The 16,477-nt window shown below is 63.1% G+C and carries 19 protein-coding genes and 1 pseudogene; 13 read left to right on the forward strand and 7 right to left on the reverse strand.

The window, feature by feature from the left end; translation table 11 throughout:
- Positions 1-521: 521 nt before the first annotated feature.
- Positions 522-710: a hypothetical protein gene (locus SCLO_RS22885; RefSeq protein WP_123905467.1), complete on the reverse strand. Its 189-nt coding sequence runs from the start codon at positions 708-710 to the stop codon at positions 522-524.
- Between the two features lie 278 nt (positions 711-988).
- On the opposite strand from SCLO_RS22885, the gene SCLO_RS08645 reads away from it, so the two are divergent.
- The gene (locus tag SCLO_RS08645) at positions 989-1,294 is read left to right on the forward strand and encodes an ArsR/SmtB family transcription factor (RefSeq protein ID WP_003607199.1); all 306 of its coding nucleotides are present in this window, start codon (positions 989-991) and stop codon (positions 1,292-1,294) included.
- 35 nt (positions 1,295-1,329) lie between these two features.
- Here SCLO_RS08645 and SCLO_RS08650 read toward each other — a convergent pair whose 3' ends face one another.
- The gene (locus SCLO_RS08650) at positions 1,330-1,911 is read right to left on the reverse strand and encodes a zinc-binding dehydrogenase (protein WP_197705132.1); all 582 of its coding nucleotides are present in this window, start codon (positions 1,909-1,911) and stop codon (positions 1,330-1,332) included.
- 87 nt (positions 1,912-1,998) lie between these two features.
- Between SCLO_RS08650 and SCLO_RS08655 the strand changes: the two are divergent.
- Positions 1,999-3,089: pseudogene (locus SCLO_RS08655) on the forward strand (IS3 family transposase); the annotation flags it as partial.
- Positions 3,090-3,261: 172 nt separating this feature from the next.
- On the opposite strand, the gene SCLO_RS08660 reads toward SCLO_RS08655, so the two are convergent.
- Positions 3,262-4,116, reverse strand: coding sequence for an SDR family oxidoreductase (locus SCLO_RS08660; protein WP_066521474.1), 855 nt, complete (start codon positions 4,114-4,116; stop codon positions 3,262-3,264).
- A 29-nt stretch (positions 4,117-4,145) separates the two neighbouring features.
- Positions 4,146-4,946 (reverse strand): DODA-type extradiol aromatic ring-opening family dioxygenase, encoded by an 801-nt coding sequence (locus SCLO_RS08665; protein ID WP_174521994.1) that lies wholly within the window; start codon positions 4,944-4,946, stop codon positions 4,146-4,148.
- 129 nt (positions 4,947-5,075) lie between these two features.
- Between SCLO_RS08665 and SCLO_RS08670 the strand changes: the two genes are divergently transcribed.
- Positions 5,076-5,984: a LysR family transcriptional regulator gene (locus tag SCLO_RS08670; RefSeq protein WP_066521472.1), complete on the forward strand. Its 909-nt coding sequence runs from the start codon at positions 5,076-5,078 to the stop codon at positions 5,982-5,984.
- A 216-nt stretch (positions 5,985-6,200) separates the two neighbouring features.
- Here the strand turns inward: SCLO_RS08670 and SCLO_RS08675 are convergent, their stop codons facing one another.
- Both SCLO_RS08675 and SCLO_RS08680 read right to left on the reverse strand, forming a co-directional pair.
- Positions 6,201-7,217: a zinc-binding alcohol dehydrogenase family protein gene (locus SCLO_RS08675; RefSeq protein ID WP_066521496.1), complete on the reverse strand. Its 1,017-nt coding sequence runs from the start codon at positions 7,215-7,217 to the stop codon at positions 6,201-6,203.
- 84 nt (positions 7,218-7,301) lie between these two features.
- On the reverse strand, positions 7,302-8,237 hold the full coding sequence (locus tag SCLO_RS08680; protein ID WP_066521470.1) for a LysR substrate-binding domain-containing protein: 936 nt from the start codon (positions 8,235-8,237) through the stop codon (positions 7,302-7,304).
- Positions 8,238-8,350: 113 nt separating this feature from the next.
- Here SCLO_RS08680 and SCLO_RS08685 point away from each other — a divergent pair, with 113 nt between their 5' ends.
- The 10 genes from SCLO_RS08685 to istB all read left to right on the forward strand — a co-directional run bounded on the left by SCLO_RS08685 (position 8,351) and on the right by istB (position 15,886).
- Entirely contained in the window at positions 8,351-9,145 is a 795-nt protein-coding gene (locus SCLO_RS08685; protein ID WP_066521467.1) for a type 1 glutamine amidotransferase domain-containing protein, read from the forward strand.
- A gap of 71 nt (positions 9,146-9,216) precedes the next feature.
- The gene (locus SCLO_RS08690) at positions 9,217-9,513 is read left to right on the forward strand and encodes a putative quinol monooxygenase (protein WP_066521495.1); all 297 of its coding nucleotides are present in this window, start codon (positions 9,217-9,219) and stop codon (positions 9,511-9,513) included.
- Positions 9,514-9,524: 11 nt separating this feature from the next.
- Positions 9,525-9,701, forward strand: a complete 177-nt coding sequence (locus SCLO_RS23300) for a hypothetical protein (RefSeq protein ID WP_157080336.1) — start codon at positions 9,525-9,527, stop codon at positions 9,699-9,701.
- Positions 9,702-9,719: 18 nt separating this feature from the next.
- Positions 9,720-10,460, forward strand: coding sequence for an SDR family oxidoreductase (locus tag SCLO_RS08695; protein ID WP_047820976.1), 741 nt, complete (start codon positions 9,720-9,722; stop codon positions 10,458-10,460).
- A 111-nt stretch (positions 10,461-10,571) separates the two neighbouring features.
- Entirely contained in the window at positions 10,572-10,865 is a 294-nt protein-coding gene (locus SCLO_RS08700; RefSeq protein WP_009823882.1) for a putative quinol monooxygenase, read from the forward strand.
- A gap of 109 nt (positions 10,866-10,974) precedes the next feature.
- Positions 10,975-11,391, forward strand: coding sequence for a GlcG/HbpS family heme-binding protein (locus SCLO_RS08705; protein WP_066521464.1), 417 nt, complete (start codon positions 10,975-10,977; stop codon positions 11,389-11,391).
- A 334-nt stretch (positions 11,392-11,725) separates the two neighbouring features.
- Positions 11,726-12,865, forward strand: a complete 1,140-nt coding sequence (locus SCLO_RS08710; RefSeq protein ID WP_066521462.1) for a glutathione-independent formaldehyde dehydrogenase — start codon at positions 11,726-11,728, stop codon at positions 12,863-12,865.
- Positions 12,866-12,896: 31 nt separating this feature from the next.
- Complete coding sequence (locus SCLO_RS08715; protein ID WP_066521459.1) at positions 12,897-13,442, forward strand: type 1 glutamine amidotransferase domain-containing protein; 546 nt, start codon at positions 12,897-12,899, stop codon at positions 13,440-13,442.
- A 214-nt stretch (positions 13,443-13,656) separates the two neighbouring features.
- A complete protein-coding gene (gene istA / locus SCLO_RS08720) occupies positions 13,657-15,171 on the forward strand; it encodes an IS21 family transposase (RefSeq protein ID WP_096362065.1) in 1,515 nt (504 codons plus the stop codon).
- Positions 15,158-15,886, forward strand: coding sequence for an IS21-like element helper ATPase IstB (istB, locus tag SCLO_RS08725; protein ID WP_096362194.1), 729 nt, complete (start codon positions 15,158-15,160; stop codon positions 15,884-15,886). The genes istA and istB overlap by 14 nt, the downstream gene beginning before the upstream one ends.
- Before the next feature lie 243 nt (positions 15,887-16,129).
- Here istB and SCLO_RS08730 read toward each other — a convergent pair whose 3' ends face one another.
- Positions 16,130-16,390: a DNA -binding domain-containing protein gene (locus SCLO_RS08730; RefSeq protein WP_066522504.1), complete on the reverse strand. Its 261-nt coding sequence runs from the start codon at positions 16,388-16,390 to the stop codon at positions 16,130-16,132.
- Between the last annotated feature and the right edge of the window lie 87 nt (positions 16,391-16,477).

Consider the following 16,477-nt stretch of genomic DNA (forward strand, 5'->3'; position numbering starts at 1 on the left):
ATCGAGAAATGTCAAATCGCGATGTCGCGATGTTGCGATGTTGCGATGCAGGGTCTGTTGAGAGCCTCGCCGTACTCAGAAGTCCGGGTATGCATCTGAATATCATAGGCAAATTATCCTCCCGACCGACCGTCCAGCATTCTTGTCCCGAGCGACAAGCCTTCAGTGCCCCCTCAATCATTGCCACGTTCGAAGATCGGGGCAGCCGACCGCGGAGGGCCGCCATGTCGTCGGATCGGGACGCAATGCGTTGCTGCGAGGGAATGACCCTGACTTTCATTGCCTGGGTCGTGTTTTGAAATGAGACTTCAAGCCGGCTACCCGGTGTCGTTCCGACCCACCAGACAGACGCCTTGCCATGGCGTCAGTGCGGCTTGCCGCACGGCCTGCGCAAAATCCGCGTAGCTGGGCGAGGATCGCAGGAAATCTGATTCATCACTCTGTGCGGGCCAGCGGGCGATATGGCCGGTGCGTGGCCCCTCGGGATCGAAGCGCGGAGGCGGCACCAGATACGCCCATCCCTAGGCGTGCTCACGCTCCTCCAGGTGATCGCGCAACAGGGCGTGGGTACGGCCGCGCGGAAGGGTGACCGGCGGAAAGGATGGAGATTGCCAGAAGCGGCGGCCGTCCGGCAATCGCACCGTGCCGGCCCCACCGACGATGACGACCTGGATCGAAAGCTCCTGCCCAAGGTCCGCCACGGACTTCATGATACGCTCGTGGAAATCGAGAACCGCACTCGGCTCAATTTTGCCACGCAGGCGCACGGCATTGACGATGATCGTGCAGCCCTCGACAGCGGCAGTAATCGAACGGGATCATCGATGTCGACTGGCGCGACGCGAATATGTCCATTAGTCGCCTTCAACGCGGTCATTCGGCAAAGCCAGAAACCGAAACGCTTGCCACTCCAGCACCCTGGCGGCATCAGAGCCCGGATGGCTAGTGAGATATTGCAATATTGCAAAATATAATTATATAAACGAACATGAGCATCGATATCAGTGAAGCACTCAAGGCCTTGGACAATCCCGCCCGGCTCGCAATCCTGGCGAAGCTCAAGGACCCGCGAAAAAGTTACCCTGAACAGGACGTTGATCCTGAGCAGGTTGGCGTCTGCGTGAGCATCATTCAGGAACAGGCTGGCCTGTCCCAGTCCACCGTTTCTCTGTACCTGACCGCTTTGCAGCGCGCCAAGCTGGTGACCTCGCAGCGCATCGGACCCTGGACCTATTACAAGCGCCACGAGGAGAATATCGCGGCCCTCCTGAAGGAACTGCGCGACCTGATCTGAGCGGCGCGCTCCGGCGCCGCTCCATCCCCATCCGATCAGTTCCGATCGATCTCAACGACCAGACGCCCGCGCACCTTTCCCGCGAGAGTGTCGGCTCCGGCCGCGATGGTATCTTCCAGACGGATGGTCGAGGTGATCCCGGCAAGTTTGCCGCGATCGAGGTCGGTCGCAAGGCGTGCCCAGGCTTCAACGCGACGCGGCTTCGGGCACATGACGGAATCGATGCCGAGCAGCGAGACACCGCGCAGGATGAAGGGCGCCACCGAGGCAGGGAGATCCATCCCCTGCGCGAGGCCGCATGCGGTGACGGCACCGCCATATCTGGTCATCGACAGGACATTGGCCAGAGTATGCGATCCCACACAATCGACGCCGGCGATCCAGCGCTCTTTGCCCAGTGGCGGCCCGGCGCCAGAGAGTTCGTTGCGATCGATGATCTCGGTCGCGCCGAGGCTTTTGAGATAGTCCGCCTCTTTGGCCCGGCCCGTCGACGCGATGACGTGCCATCCAGCCTTGGCGAGCAGGGCAATCGCGACCGAGCCGACGCCACCAGCCGCACCTGTGACGACGACAGGCCCGTCAGTCGGCTTCAGTCCATGCTTCTCAAGGGCAAGCACGCTGAGTTTGACGTCCTCCCTGTTTTTTCATCCATGTTGAGTGAGAGTTTTCCGGCCCTTTGAAGCCTACGGGCAAGGAGCTGGGACATGAAGAAGTCGAGGTACACGGAAGAGCAGCTCGCGTTTGCGCTGAAGCAGGCGGAGACGGGCACGCCTGTGGCAGAGGTCATCCGCCGGATGGGCTTGTCGGAGCAGACGTTCTATTGCTGGAAGAAGGTGTATGGCGGGCTGGGCGTCGGCGAGCTGCGGCGGGTGAAACAGCTCGAGGACGAGAATCGCAAGCTCAAGCAGCTCGTCGCGGACCTGAGCCTGGACAAGCATATCCTGCAGGATGTCCTGGCAAAAAAGCTCTGACGCCTGGGCAGCGGCGCGAGATCGTCGCGCACGTCCAGGCGTCCCACGGCGTCAGCGAGCGGCGCAGCTGCCTCGCGCTCGGCGTCGACCGCTCGTCGGTGCGATACGTGTCGCACAAGCCGGACCAGGCGCCGCTGCGGCTGCGCATCCATGATCTGGCGGCAGCACGGGTGCGCTATGGCTATTTCCGGATCTACATCCTGTTGCGCCGGGAGGGCTGGCTGGTGAACCACAAGCGGATCTACCGGCTGTATCGGGAGGATGGATTGAGCCTTCGGCTCAAGCGCTCCCGGCGCAACGTCAGCGCGGCGAACCGCAAACGCCAGCCTGCGGCCTCGGCGCCCAACGAGATGTGGTCGATGGACTTCGTCTCGGATGCGCTGTTCGACGGGCGGCGCTTGCGGGCGCTGACGGTGGTCGACGCGTTCACCCGCGAGGCGCTGGCGATCGACGTCGATCAGGGCATCAAGGGCGAGCAGGTGGTCGCGGCGGTGACGCGCATCGTGTCCGTGCGTGGTACGCCGAAGACCATTCGGGTCGACAACGGTCCGGAGTTCATCTCGAAGGCGCTCGACCGGTGGGCGTATGAGAACGGTGTCACGCTGGACTTCTCGCGGCCGGGTAAGCCGACCGACAACGCCTCCGTCGAGAGCTTCAACGGCCGGCTGCGCGACGAGTGCCTGAACAGCCACTGGTTCCTGTCGCTGGCGGACGCTCGTGCCAAGATCGAGGCTTGGCGACGGGACTATAACTAGAGCCGTCCTCACACGGCGCTTGGCTGGCTGACGCCAGCCGAATATGCTGCATCCGCCGGGGTTAACCCCGGCGGATGCGGGCCGGAAACTCGCATCATGCCGGATGAGAAACCGGGGGACCGTCAAATCGCAAAGCCAATTCCGGCCGTCGAACCTGTCACGAGCGCCGTCTTGCCGGAAGGGTCGATATTCATGCGCTATCTCCAGGGATGGTCTTTAACGGTCTGGGGATTGCGTAACGTCAGGCCTGCACGGCGAGTTGCGCCCGCACGGCGTCGGCCAGCGGTGTCGTCGGACGTCCGATCAGCTTCGAGAGCTGGTGGCCGTCATCGAACAGCGCACCGTTCGAGGCATCGACGTCCCATGTCGCAAGTCCCTCGGCGAAGCCCTCGGGCAGGCCCACCTGCTTCAGGATCGCAGCGTATTCGGCCTGCGGCAGATCGCGGTACGGGATGTTGCGACCGGTTTGGCGCGAGATCTCGGCGGCAAGGTCGGCGAGCGTCACCGCGTCGTCACCGGCCAGCTCATAGGTCTTGCCCTCATGGCCGTCGCTGGTCAGCACGATGGCTGCGGCTTGGGCATAATCGGCGCGGGTCGCGAGCGACAGGCGTCCCTCGCCAGCGCTGCCGACGAGCGCGCCATTCTCCAGGGTTGCGGGAATCGAGCCGGTGTAGTTCTCGGTGTACCAGCCATTGCGCAGGAGGGTCGTCGGGATACCGGAGGACGCCAGCAGCGCTTCGGTCGCACGGTGCTCCTCGCCTAGGCTGATCGGCGATCGGTCGGCGTGCAGCAGGCTGGTGTAGACGATACGCTTGATGCCCGCCGTCTTGGCGGCCTCGATGACGTTGCGGTGCTGTGCCTCGCGCTGCCCGACCTCGCTCGACGAGATCAAGAGCAACGTGTCGATCCCGGCCAGTGCCGGAGCGAGCGTCTCAGGCTGCGCGTAATCGAACGCGCGTGCCTCGACACCCAGGTCGCTGGCCTTTTCGGGCGAGCGCACCAGCGCCACGATCGGCTCGCCGGTCGACTTGCGCTTCAGGCTTGCGATGACGAGGCGGCCAAGCTGTCCGGTCGCGCCGGTGACGGCGATGGTCACGACAATTCTCCTTCAGTGACGCGGTGAGATCAGTTGAAACGGAAACCCGAGATCGCGGTCGACAGCACTTCCTCGGCATAGACCCGGGCGCCTTCGCCTTCGGCCGCGCCGGCCGCGACCATCAGGGGCAGCAGATGCTCCTCCTTGGCCGGGGGATGCGCGAACCGCGCCGAGGGCGCATCGGCCCATTGCGTAAGACGCTCGGCCCGCTGTGGGCCGTCCAGCTCCATGCTTTCGGCCAGCCACTGGTCGAACGCCTGCGAGCCGGGCGTCGAGCGCGGATCGCCATAGGCGCGCATGTTATGGAAGCTCATGCCCGAACCTAGGATCAGCACGCCCTCCTTCCGCAGCGGCGCGAGGGCGCGCCCGGCAGCGACATGGAGGGCCGGGTTCAGGCCCCGCTCGACGGACATCTCGATCAGCGGAATGTCGGCATCCGGAAAGGCCACCTTGAGGGGCACGAACACGCCGTGATCCAGGCCCCGTTTCGCGTCGACAGACGAGGGGATGCCCGCATCCTTGAGCAAAGCCGCGGCACGGGCTGCGAGCGCGGGCGAGCCTGGTACGTCGTAGCGCAGCTGATAGGTATGGGGCGGGAAGTTGTAATAGTCGTAGATCAGCTCGGGCCGTTCGGCGCCGGTCAAGGCAAAGCCGTCCGTCTCCCAATGTCCCGAGACGACGAGGATAGCCTTGGGCTTCTCGGCAAGCGAGTTCGGCAGGCTGCGCAGGAACGCTTCCATACCGCTCCACACGCCGCGCGGATCGTCCATAAAGAAGCAGGGGCCGCCGCCATGCGGGATGAAGTAGGTAGGCTGGACGCTCATGGTCATACACTCCGGTGCAGGCGCCACGGAAGCCGCCTGGATCATTGTTCGATCTGTTGACGGGATATGTGCCCACTATCGCGCAATGATAATCTGCCACGTAGAAGGATCAGCTTCAACTACGGGTAGGAAATCATGGCGGATCGGTTGACGGGTATGGACGTGTTCGTAAAGGCGATCAGGCTCGGTGGCATCTCTGCTGCCGCACGCGATCTGCAAATGTCGCCGGCGATGGCGGCCAAGCACCTAGACGCCCTCGAAGCGCGGCTCGGCACCACGCTGGTCCAGCGCTCGACGCGTCGGCTGTCGCTGACCGAGGCAGGCACCGACTATTTCGAAAAGGCCGAACGTATCCTGATGGAGATCCGAGAAGCCGAGGCGGAGGCATCGTCGCGGTCGATCACCGCCCAGGGACTGCTGCGCGTCAGTGCGCCCGCCACCTTCGGCGTTCTGCACCTTGCCTCACTCATCCCTGCTTTCTCCGCACGTCATCCCGAGGTGACGATCGAACTGGGCTTCAACGATCGTTACGTCGACCTGCTGGAAGAGCGTTGGGATGTCGCCGTACGGATCGGGCGCCTCGCCAACAGTGCGCTTGTTGCCCGCAAGCTCGTGGCGATGCGCGTCGTGTTGTGTGCCGCCCCCTCTTATTTGGCGAGGCGGGGAACGCCAACCCGCCTGGCCGATCTCGGCGATCACGATTGTCTGGGCCACACCAACGCGTCGCTTGTAGGAACGACATCGTGGGCGTTCGGCAAAGACGGGACGATCAAGGTGCCGATCTCAGGATCGACGTGTTCCGACAATGGCGAGGCCTTGGTTCGCGCTGCCATTGCGGGCCAAGGGCTGGTCTATGGGCCACGCTTTATTGCGGCAGAGGCGCTTCGCGCCGGCCAGTTGAGCGAGCTTGAGCTGGACGAGCCGCCTATGATGCTGGGAGCGGCATATGCCATCACACACCCGACGCGTCGCCCCGCCGCCAAGACGCGGGCGTGGATTGACTTCTTAGCCGAAGCACTCCCCGCTCTTGGCACCGATTGGTGAGATGCCGAGCTAGCAGACGTCCAGAGTTTTCACCCGAGGACCGCGTCTGCTATCTCGAAACATCACGGTCTTTTACGATTGTAGATATCAGTGACCCAGCGAAAGCGACGCCCACAACCGCACATGGCTGGCATCGATAACGCCGAGGCTTGGTCCCTTTCAGTTGGTGCAGCGGGGGCCGCGGGCGCGGCGGACGTTGAGTGAGCGTGAACCTCATCACTGCCAACCCTCGATGACGATCTTGCCGCGTGCGGTAGTGCTCTCAAGCGCCTGGTGCGCGCGCTTGAGGTTCACGGCGTTGATGGGGGAGAACCGTTCGGTGAGGGTGGTGCGCACCTCGCCGGCGTCCACGAGGCTGGCGATGGCCGACAGGATCTGACCCTGCGTTTCCATATCAGCAGTCTCGAACATGGACCGGGTGAACATAAACTCCCAGTGGGTCGACACCGACTTGCGTTTGAACGGTACGACATCGAGCGTCTTGGGGTCGTCGATGAGCGCAAAACGTCCCTGAGGGGCGATCAGCTCGGCGATCTGCTCGATGTGCTCGTCGGTGTGCGTGGCCGAGAAGATGAAAGCCGGCGCGCCGATGCCCAAATCCGCCACTTGCCGAGCCAGCGGCTGGCGATGATCGATGACGTGGTGCGCACCGAGCTCACCCACCCAGGCCTGCGTTTCAGGGCGCGAGGCCGTCGCAATGACGATCAGCTCGGGTACTTGGCGAGCAAGCTGGATTGCCATCGAGCCTACCCCGCCGGCACCCCCGACAATCAACAACGCATGTGCTGCACCGGCTACAGGAGTACGCACGGACAATCGCTCGAAGAGGGCCTCCCACGCGGTGATCGCCGTCAGCGGCAACGCCGCTGCCTCTGCCCAATCGAGGCTGGCCGGCTTCTTCCCGACAATGCGCTCGTCGACCAAGTGCAACTCGGCGTTGGTCCCATCGCGGCCAATGCTGCCCGCGTAGAACACCTCGTCGCCCGGTTCGAAGCCGCGCACTTCAGGGCCAACAGCGCGAACGACACCGGCGGCATCCCAACCCAGGACACGCCAATCACCGTGGATCGAACCCGAGCCAGCGCGAACCTTCGTGTCAACCGGGTTTACCGAGACAGCCTTGACCTCGACGAGGAGATCACGGCCGGTAGCGTTGGGATCGGGAAGTTCGATATCGACGAGAGCTTCCGTGCGATCGATCGTTCCGGGTTGCTGGTAGCCGATTGCGCGCATGATAAATCCTATTGTCAGGGGCTGTATAGCGAACTTTGTCGCGTACGGGATACGCACAAGCGACATCGCGGTTCGACATCGTCCTCAGGCTGGCGACGGCGTGATTGCCGCTGCCGTCTTCCCCGTGAGGTCGGTGATGATCGCGCCGATCAGCGCCCGTAACCAACGGTGGGCGGGATCGTGGCGGTAACGGACGTGCCAGGCCATCTCGACGGGAAAGCTGCCGAGGTCGACCGGAGCCGGCAGGATCTTCAGCCGGGGGTCGTGCATCAGCCGCCTGCAGATGAGCGAGGGCAGGGTGGCGCAGTAGTCGGTCACCGCTACCATCTCGGCTGCCGCGAAGAAGTTGGTCACGGAGATCGCGACGTCGCGCTTCAGCTGCTGCTGCGCCAGCGCCTGAAACAAACCGGCGCGCATCCGTCCGGGCGGCACGATGTTGACATGCTTCATCGTCTCGAACTGCTCGCGCGTCATGGCATCGCCGATGGCCGGATGATCGGCGCGGACCGCGCAAGCGAGGCCTTCATCCATCAGGTGCTGGACGACGAGGTTATCGGGCGGATCGACGATGCGGCCCAGCACGAGCGCCGTCGTGCCCGACACGACGCCTGTTTCCGCAAGATCGTTGCCGAAGGGGGTCAGGCGGAGCTTGATGCCGGGCGCGACCTTCTCCAGGCGCGCCACGATAGCGGGGACGAGGACGAACTCGACATAGCCGTTTGGCGCGATCGTGAAGAGCCGTTCGGCCTGTACCGGGTCGAAGGCCTGCTGACCGAGGACCGCATTGTCGAGCTGCGCAAGTGCCTCGGCGATCAGCGGTGAGAGTTCAAGCGCGATCGGGGTCGGCTGGATGCCGTAGCGCTCGCGGACGAACAGCTGGTCCTGAAGCATCTGTCGCAGACGCAACAAGGCGTTAGAGAGGGCGGGCTGCGTCATGCCCATGCGCTCGGCAGCCCGCGTGACGCTGCGCTCCTCCATCAACGCGACGAAGATCGGCAGCAGGTTCAGATCGTAGCGCATGCAGTCATCCTGTCAGACGTATATCTGACATTAGAAAGATAAACTTCTAGAATATATCAACGAGGCCCATTTCCCATCCATCGGCGACGGGCGCCGCGAACATGGAGGTTCAGATGAGCAAGGGTCAGGTTCTCGTTCTTGGATCGAACGCGACACAGCTCGGTCTGCGTAGCGGCAGTACCGCAACGGTCGGTCAGTATCTCAACGAGACGGCAGTCCCCGCGCTGGCACTGCTCGACGCCGGCTATGATATTGTTCTCGCTACGCCCAACGGGACCAAGCCGCACATCGACGCCGGCTCCGACACGAAGGACCACTTCGGCGGTGATGAGGCGGCATACCAGCGCGCCAAGGACTTCTTCGCCAGCCACCCGGCCATGAACGACGTCCGCACGCTGAAATCGGTCGTCGACGAGGGTCTGGACGGCTTCGTTGGCGTGTTCGTGCCGGGAGGTCACGCGCCCATCGTCGATCTGATGCAGGACCGCGATGCGGGCACGATCCTCCGTCACTTCCACGCGGCGGCCAAGCCGACCGCGCTCCTCTGCCACGGACCGGTGGTCGTTGTCGCCGCGCTCGACGATGCTCCGGCCTTCCGCAAGGCGCTGGAGGAAGGCGATGACGCTGGGGCGGCCGACCTGGCGCGAGACTGGATCTACTCAGGCTACCGCATGACAGTCTTTTCGGCGAGCGAGGAAAAGATCGCCGAGGAGCAAGTGCTGAAGGGCGAACTCTACTTCGACATGGAAAAGGCGCTGCGGTCGGCCGGTGGCGACGTCTCTGTCACCGACAAGAACTTCGCTTCGAATGTCGTCGTGGACCGGGAACTGATCACGGGTCAGAATCCCGCGTCGGACCGGGCCATGGCCGACGCGTTGATCGAAGCCCTCGATCGCGCCGCTGCGTGAGTACCAGGATGACGGGCGGGGCGCTTAGGATGCGCCCCGCTTCGGATATAACCAGGACAGGGTATGGTGCCATGACCGCCAACGTGAAGATCGTCGCCGTCCTAACCGCCCGTGCGGATACCGTCGACCGCCTGCGCGCTCTGCTTGACGCCATGCTAAAGCCAAGCCGTGCCGAACCGGGCAATTTGCGCTACGATCTCTGGCAGGACCAGAGCGATCCGAATCGTTTCGTGCTCGACGAGCTGTACGCGGACGCGGATGCAGTCGCCGCCCACCGTGCAACGCCCCACTTCCAGAACTACCTCTCTCAGATCGGCGATCTGTCCGAGCGCGCCGCGTTTGTCCTCAACCCCGTCTCGTCAACCTGAGGATGGTGCCAATGGGCAAGCCTGAAGAATGGGTGGGTACGGCACGGCTTGTAAAGGCGTTCGACACAGACGTGTTGCGGATGATCGGCCTGTTGGCACCTGCGCTTCGCCTGGGCCTTATGGGCCTCGTTCATCCACGCGGCTACCGCTGGCGCGGGGCCGCGACCCAGCGAAAAATCAACATCTGAAGTGAAGGAAACACAGTCATGACCAAAGGTATCGAAGGCAAGGTCGTTCTCATTACCGGCGGCAGCACCGGTATCGGCGCGGAAACCGCGCGTCTTCTCGCGGAACGCGGCGCCAAGGTGGCCATCGCCGCGCGGCGCAAGGACAGGCTCGACGAGGTCGTCGCGGACATCGCCGCAAACGGTGGCACGGCACGTAGCTACGCGCTGGACGTGACCGACAAATCGGCGGTCCAGTCCGTGGTCGCCGCAATCATTGCCGACTTCGGCCGCCTCGACGTGCTGATCAACAACGCCGGGCTGATGCCGATCCGTCCGATGGCCGAGGTCAACACCGACGAGTGGGACCAGATGATCGACGTCAATCTGAAGGGTACGCTCTACGGCATCGCGGCGGCCCTTCCCGGTTTTCTCGAACAGGGCAGCGGTCACATCATCAACTTGAGCTCGGTTGCAGGCATCAAGGTCTTCGCACCGGGCGGCACGGTCTACTCCGGCACCAAGTTCGCCGTCAGCGCGATCAGCGAGGGCTTGCGCCACGAGGTGGGGGAAAAGGTCCGGGTCACGTCAATCGAGCCTGGAGCTGTCGAGAGCGATCTGAAGTTCACGACCTCTGGCACGGCTGCCGAGACGGTGCTGGACTTCTACAAGCAGGCCATTCCGGCGGCATCGGTGGCGCGTGCTATCGCGTTCGCTGTCGAACAACCTGATGACGTCGACGTCAACGCGATCGTCATCCGGCCGACCGCACAGGAGTTCTGATTTCGACGAGGAGGCGGGGCCGCGTGTGCTCCGCCTCACGGGGAACGTACCGGCCTGCTAGACCGTTACTTTGACGAATAATATCTGTCCGTTTCACTTGAGGAGTCGATTATGCCCAAACTTGCCCTGTATGTACCACTGAAGGCCAAGCCCGGAAAAGAGCGCGATGTCGCCGATTTCCTGACCTCGGCATTGCCGCTCGTTCAAGCTGAGCCGGGCACTCTGACCTGGTATGCGATCGAGGAAGGTCCCGGTGCGTACGCGATCTTCGATACGTTCGACACAGAGGAGGATCGGCAGGCCCATCTTGACGGCAAGGTTGCTGCCGCACTGATGGACAAGGCAGAAGAACTGTTTTCTGAACCGCCGCAGATTCACAAGTTCACCCTGCTGGCCGCGAAATAGCCGAGCGGTCGGCACCCTAGCGCGTTGCTCTCATCGCGCGCGTGGGGGGGGGCCGGGCGCGGCGGCGTGCGTTGAGCGGCTTTCCCCGAACCGGCCACGGAGATACTCCATGCGCACCACCCAGACGCTCGACCTGAACGCGCGGACGATCATCGATGCGGGGATCGCGGAGGCCGAGCGGATCGGCAACCCGATGAACATCGCGGTGGTGGACGCGGGCGGCTGCCTCCTAGCGTTCGCGCGGATGGACGATGCATGGCGCGGCAGCGTCGACATCGCGATCGGCAAGGCGTGGACGGCGCGCGCGTTCGACGTCGAGACCAAGGCGCTGGCGAAGCTCGCCCAGCCGGGCGCCGACTTCTACGGCATCCATGCCTCCAACGACGGCAAGGTGATGATCTTCGCCGGGGGCGTGCCGATAAAGGAGGGCGAGACGGTGATCGGCGCGGTGGGCGTGTCGGGCGGCACCGGCAAGCAAGACCAGGGCGTGGCCGAGGCGGCGGCGCAGGCGTTCGCGCGCGGCTGAGCCTTGGAGCGCGGTGCCGGGCGCGGCGGTGCCCGCTTAGTCGACGGCGGTTCAGTCGACGCGGTTCAGTCGACGGCGGCGGGCGCGCCTCGCGCGCGGCGCGGGTCGCCTCCGTTTAGAGCGTTATTCGGCCATTCTGGCCCAGTCATTCAGAAAACCGCCGTGAATCGATCCTAGGATGGCCATACGGAAAGGAACCTCTCAGCTAGCAGAAGGTTCCGAAAACTGAGATCACTTGGAAGGGCGCGATGTCCTCCGCCGCTGCGACGGACCGGGATCATCAGCAAGCTCTCGATTTGATGACGCGTTGAGAAGAGCTGCGAAAGGAAAAATCGTGAAAGCTGTCGTGTACAACGGGCCCAAAGATGTTTCTGTCAATACCATCGATGATCCCAAGATCGAAAAGCAGACCGATGTTATCATCCGGCTGACCACGACCAATATCTGCGGGTCGGACCTTCACATGTATGAGGGCCGTACCAGCTTCGAGAAGGGCAGGGTCTTCGGTCACGAAAACCTTGGCGAGGTCATCGAAGTCGGCGCTGCCGTAGATCGTATCAAGAAGGGCGATCGCGTGTGCATGCCGTTCAATGTCGGTTGCGGTTTCTGCGAAAATTGCGAACGCGGTTTGACGGGTTTCTGCCTCACGACCAACCCTGGAACCGCCGGCGCAGCGTATGGCTTTGCCGAGATGGGTCCGTGGCAAGGTGGTCAGGCCGAGTTGATGCGCGTTCCTTATGCGGACTTCAATTGTCTGAAGTTGCCTGAGGACGCTGAGGAGAAGGAGGATGACTATGTCATGCTCTCCGACATCTTCCCCACCGGTTGGCATGGCGTCGAACTGTCGGGTTTCCTGCCTGGCGAAAGCATCGCGATCTACGGCGCCGGTCCGGTCGGTTTGATGGCCGCGCACTCAGCCGAAATCCGCAGTGCCTCTCAGATCTTCGTGGTCGATTCTCACGATGACCGCCTGAAACTGGCCGAGGCGATGGGCGCTATTCCGATCGACATGCGCAAGGGCGATCCCGCCCAGCAGATCCTTGACGCGACCGGCGGCCTCGGGACCGACCGGGGGGTCGAGGCGGTCGGGTATCAGTGTTGCGACCGCCACGGCAAGGAGCGCAGCAATTACACGATGAACTGCCTCGTCAAAAGCACGAAGGCCACCGGCGGAATCGGCGTCGTCGGCGTGTTCATTCCGGAAGACCCGAACGCGCCCGACGATCTCCAGAAGGAAGGCAAGATGGCTTTCGACTTCGGCAACTTCTGGTTCAAGGGCCAGAAGATCGGCACCGGCCAGTGCAATGTAAAGCACTATAACCGGCGACTGATGAAGCTTATCGAGCAAGACCGGGCCAATCCTGCCCAAATCATCTCGCACCGACTGCCGCTCGATCAGGCACCAGACGCCTACAAGCATTTCGACGAGCGCGATGCTGGCTGGACGAAGGTCGTGCTCAAGCCGGGCACCTGACCTTGGCCTTCGACGGAATAGGAAATAAATCATGACTTTGGAAGGCAAATCGATTGCCATTCTGATCGCACCCCGCGGGACGGAAGAACCAGAATTCTCGAAGCCCAAGCGAGCTGTCGAGGACGCTGGTGGCAAAGTGACCGTGGTCAGTTTTGAACCTGGCAAGGCTCGCACAGTCAATGGCGATCTCGACGAGGGCGGCAGCTATACTATCGACAAGACGTTTTCCGAGGTGAAAGCCGACGATTTCGACGGACTTGTTGTGCCCGGAGGGACTGTCGGTGCTGACAAGCTGCGCGGCAGCGACGAGGCAATCGGTTTCATCCGGGCGTTCTTCGATCAGAAAAAACCTGTCGCGGCTATATGCCATGCACCCTGGACATTGATCGAGGCGGGCGTGCTCAAGGGTCGCACCTTGACGTCCTACCCGACGCTGAAGGTCGATATCGAGAACGCCGGCGGTGCATGGACCAATGAGGAAGTCGTGGTCGACAACGGCCTTGTTACCAGCCGCGATCCCAATGATTTGCCCGCCTTCTGTGCCAAACTCGTCGAGGAAATCGCAGCAGGGAATTAAGACGGGGCGTTTCGACGAACCATGTGAGGGCCCTCTTCCTGGAGAAGGTCCGCACAAAGCAAGCGTGGCGGATGGCCAGCGATTGGCCGTCCGCCACGCTGAGGATCAGCGTGCAATAGGCACCCCCTTCGTGGGGTGATCGGCGTGCAAAAAGGACCCCTTCATCCCGGGGATTTAGTCGGCCGACTGGTTTTGATCAGTTGGCGAGAACGGGATGTTGATCGTGGAGACAGTGGTTCGGATTCGGCGTGAGCATGCAGGGGGGAAGGCGATCAAGGCGATCGCGCGCGACCTTCGTTTGTCGCGGAAGGTAGTCCGCAAGGCGATCCGGTCGCCGGAGGCGGCGTTCAACTATCAGCGCAAAGTCCAGCCGCTGCCGCGGATCGGTCCTTATCAGGATCGTCTCGATGCGCTGCTTGAGGAGAACGAGGGGCGCGGCCGCCGCGATCGGCTACGGATGACGCGTATCCATGACCTGCTGGTGCGCGAGGGGTTCGATGGATCCTATGATGCGGTGCGCCGCTATGCGGCGCGCTGGCGTGCTGCGCGGCGGAAGGATGCTGGCGAAGGCGCACCGGCGTTCATCCCGATGACCTTCCAGCCGGGTGAGGCCTACCAGTTCGACTGGAGCCACGAGGATGTGGAGATCGCCGGCAAGCCGATGCGGGTGAAGGTGGCGCATATGCGTCTCTGCGACTCGCGCGCACCCTATGTCCGGGCCTATCCGCGCGAGGGCCAGGAGATGCTGTTCGATGCCCATGCCCGGGCGTTCGCGTTCTTCGGCGGTGTGCCGCGACGCGGTATCTACGATAATATGAAGACGGCGGTGACGGCCGTGTTCACCGGCAAGGAGCGTGTGTTCAACCGCCGCTTCCTGATCATGACCGATCATTACATGGTCGAGCCGACCGCCTGCTCGCCGGCGGCGGGATGGGAGAAGGGCCAGGTCGAGCAGCAGGTCCAGACGATCCGAGGCCGCTTCTTCCAGCCGCGACTCCGGTTCGCCAGCCTGGCCGAGCTCAACGGGTGGCTGGAGGCCGAGTGCCGGCGCTGGGCCGAGCATCATGCCCATCCCGAACGCGGGGATATTACCGTCGCCGAGGCGCTGGATATGGAGCGACCGGCCCTGCAGCCGATCCTGGCACCGTTCGACGGCTTCCATGAGAGCGAGCATGCCGTCACCGGCACCTGCCTCATCAGCTTCGATCGCAACCGCTACTCGGTCATGTCGACGGCCGCACGCCGGACCGTTCAGGTGCGCTCCTATGCCGATCGCATCGTCATACGCTGCGGCGATGCGATCGTCGGGGAGCATGAGCGCCACTTCGGTCGGAACCGCACGATATACGATCCCTGGCATTATCTGCCGGTCCTCGCGCACAAGCCCGGCGCGCTGCGTAACGGCGCACCGTTCCAGGACTGGGATCTGCCGCCCGCCCTGCACCGATTACGGCGAAGGCTCGGCACCGGGGACGAGGCCGATCGCAGGTTCGTGCGGGTCCTCTCGGCGGTGCTCACCGATGGCCTGGAGCCGGTAGAGGCTGCCGTGCGCGAAGCGTTGGCGAACGGAACGGCCAGCGACGAGCTGATCCTCAACATCCTCTCCCGGCGCCGCGAGCCGGCGACACCCCACAGCATCGTCACTTCGGAAGACCGGATGCTGCAGCATCCTCCGCTCGCCGACTGTGCCCGCTATGATCTGCTGCGAGGCTATGATGCAGCGGCATGATATGATCGACACGATGCGCGGCCTCGGACTCAAGGGCATGGCGGCGGCGTTCGACGAGGCGGTCACCACCGGCCTCCAGCGCAAGCGCACCACCATGGAGATACTGACCGACCTGCTCCGTGCTGAGGCGACCCACCGGGATGCAGCCTCCATCCGCTATCGGATGACGGCTGCGAGGCTGCCCGTGGTGAAGGACCTGGAGCGGTTCAGCTTCGAGGGCACACCGATCAATGAGGAGATGATCCGCTCCCTTCACGATGGCTCCTTCCTCCCGCCTCGCCGCAATATCGTGCTGGTCGGCGGCACGGGGACAGGCAAGACCCACCTCGCCATCGCGATCACCGCCAATGTCGTGCGAAGGGGCGCTCGCGCCCGCTACTTCAACACCGTCGATCTGGTGACACGCCTCGAAGAGGAGACCCGGATCGGCAAAGGCGGGACCCTGGCGGCGCAGCTGTCGCGGCTCGATCTGATCGTGCTCGACGAGCTTGGATATCTGCCGTTCGCACGCTCGGGAGGGCAGTTGCTGTTCCACCTCATCAGCAAGCTTTATGAGCGCACCAGCGTCATCATCACCACCAACCTTGCCTTCGGCGAGTGGCCTACCGTCTTCGGGGATCCCAAGATGACTACGGCGCTGCTCGACCGCGTCACCCACCACTGCGATATCATCGAGACGGGCAACGACAGCTGGCGCTTCAAAAACCGCAGCTGACCGCTACCTTCGGCGCCTTCAAAAATCTATCTTGCGCTGCGCGCGCCTCCGGTCGGGCTACGCCCGCCCTCCGCCGCACGCAGCGCAAGGCCATCTTCAACAAACCAACATCATATCCGAAAAAGGGGGTCCCTCTTCGACGCCGATCGGGGGTCCCTTTTGAACGCCGTTTGACAGGTGTTGGAAGCCCGGAGGAGGGCATTGCGTGATGTCGAAAGGGCATCACGCCGGTTCGCAAACCTCTCAACGGTGAGCCGGTCTCAGGAGTTGCCGATAGCCGGTGTGTGTCATCCAGCGGGCGCGTTCGAGGTGGCTGTCATGGATGCGGCGGCAGCGTTCGGGTTCACGGGCGGGATCGAGGTCGAACAGCACCCGCACGGCTTCCTCCCAATGCGCGCCGTCAGCAGCCGCATCCAGCAAGCGCATGTATAGTTTGGCGTGCGACTTGTCGTAATCGGTGAGATCTTGCCCCGATGGCGCTAGGTCCTGGAATGGTGCGGTCATGGTGCAGACTCGGCGAATATGCGGTGCCTGTCTATTATCCATGTTTGATCCGAAATGGAGGCAGTGCGAATGATGAGGAACCTGGCT

Source organism: Sphingobium cloacae (assembly GCF_002355855.1).
In the GTDB taxonomy this organism is placed as follows: domain Bacteria; phylum Pseudomonadota; class Alphaproteobacteria; order Sphingomonadales; family Sphingomonadaceae; genus Sphingobium; species Sphingobium cloacae.

Excerpts from the sequence above, each read along its gene's own strand:
- istB (WP_096362194.1), top strand. The coding sequence starts at position 15,158 with ATGCAGCGGCATGATATGATCGACACGATGCGCGGCCTCGGACTCAAG.
- SCLO_RS08685 (WP_066521467.1), top strand. The coding sequence starts at position 8,351 with ATGAGCAAGGGTCAGGTTCTCGTTCTTGGATCGAACGCGACACAGCTC.
- SCLO_RS22885 (WP_123905467.1), bottom strand. The coding sequence starts at position 710 with ATGAAGTCCGTGGCGGACCTTGGGCAGGAGCTTTCGATCCAGGTCGTC.
- SCLO_RS08695 (WP_047820976.1), top strand. The coding sequence starts at position 9,720 with ATGACCAAAGGTATCGAAGGCAAGGTCGTTCTCATTACCGGCGGCAGC.
- SCLO_RS23300 (WP_157080336.1), top strand. The coding sequence starts at position 9,525 with ATGGGCAAGCCTGAAGAATGGGTGGGTACGGCACGGCTTGTAAAGGCG.
- SCLO_RS08675 (WP_066521496.1), bottom strand. The coding sequence starts at position 7,217 with ATGCGCGCAATCGGCTACCAGCAACCCGGAACGATCGATCGCACGGAA.
- SCLO_RS08670 (WP_066521472.1), top strand. The coding sequence starts at position 5,076 with ATGGCGGATCGGTTGACGGGTATGGACGTGTTCGTAAAGGCGATCAGG.
- SCLO_RS08730 (WP_066522504.1), bottom strand. The coding sequence starts at position 16,390 with ATGACCGCACCATTCCAGGACCTAGCGCCATCGGGGCAAGATCTCACC.
- SCLO_RS08705 (WP_066521464.1), top strand. The coding sequence starts at position 10,975 with ATGCGCACCACCCAGACGCTCGACCTGAACGCGCGGACGATCATCGAT.
- SCLO_RS08665 (WP_174521994.1), bottom strand. The coding sequence starts at position 4,946 with ATGACCATGAGCGTCCAGCCTACCTACTTCATCCCGCATGGCGGCGGC.
- SCLO_RS08645 (WP_003607199.1), top strand. The coding sequence starts at position 989 with ATGAGCATCGATATCAGTGAAGCACTCAAGGCCTTGGACAATCCCGCC.
- SCLO_RS08700 (WP_009823882.1), top strand. The coding sequence starts at position 10,572 with ATGCCCAAACTTGCCCTGTATGTACCACTGAAGGCCAAGCCCGGAAAA.
- istA (WP_096362065.1), top strand. The coding sequence starts at position 13,657 with ATGTTGATCGTGGAGACAGTGGTTCGGATTCGGCGTGAGCATGCAGGG.
- SCLO_RS08680 (WP_066521470.1), bottom strand. The coding sequence starts at position 8,237 with ATGCGCTACGATCTGAACCTGCTGCCGATCTTCGTCGCGTTGATGGAG.
- SCLO_RS08690 (WP_066521495.1), top strand. The coding sequence starts at position 9,217 with ATGACCGCCAACGTGAAGATCGTCGCCGTCCTAACCGCCCGTGCGGAT.
- SCLO_RS08715 (WP_066521459.1), top strand. The coding sequence starts at position 12,897 with ATGACTTTGGAAGGCAAATCGATTGCCATTCTGATCGCACCCCGCGGG.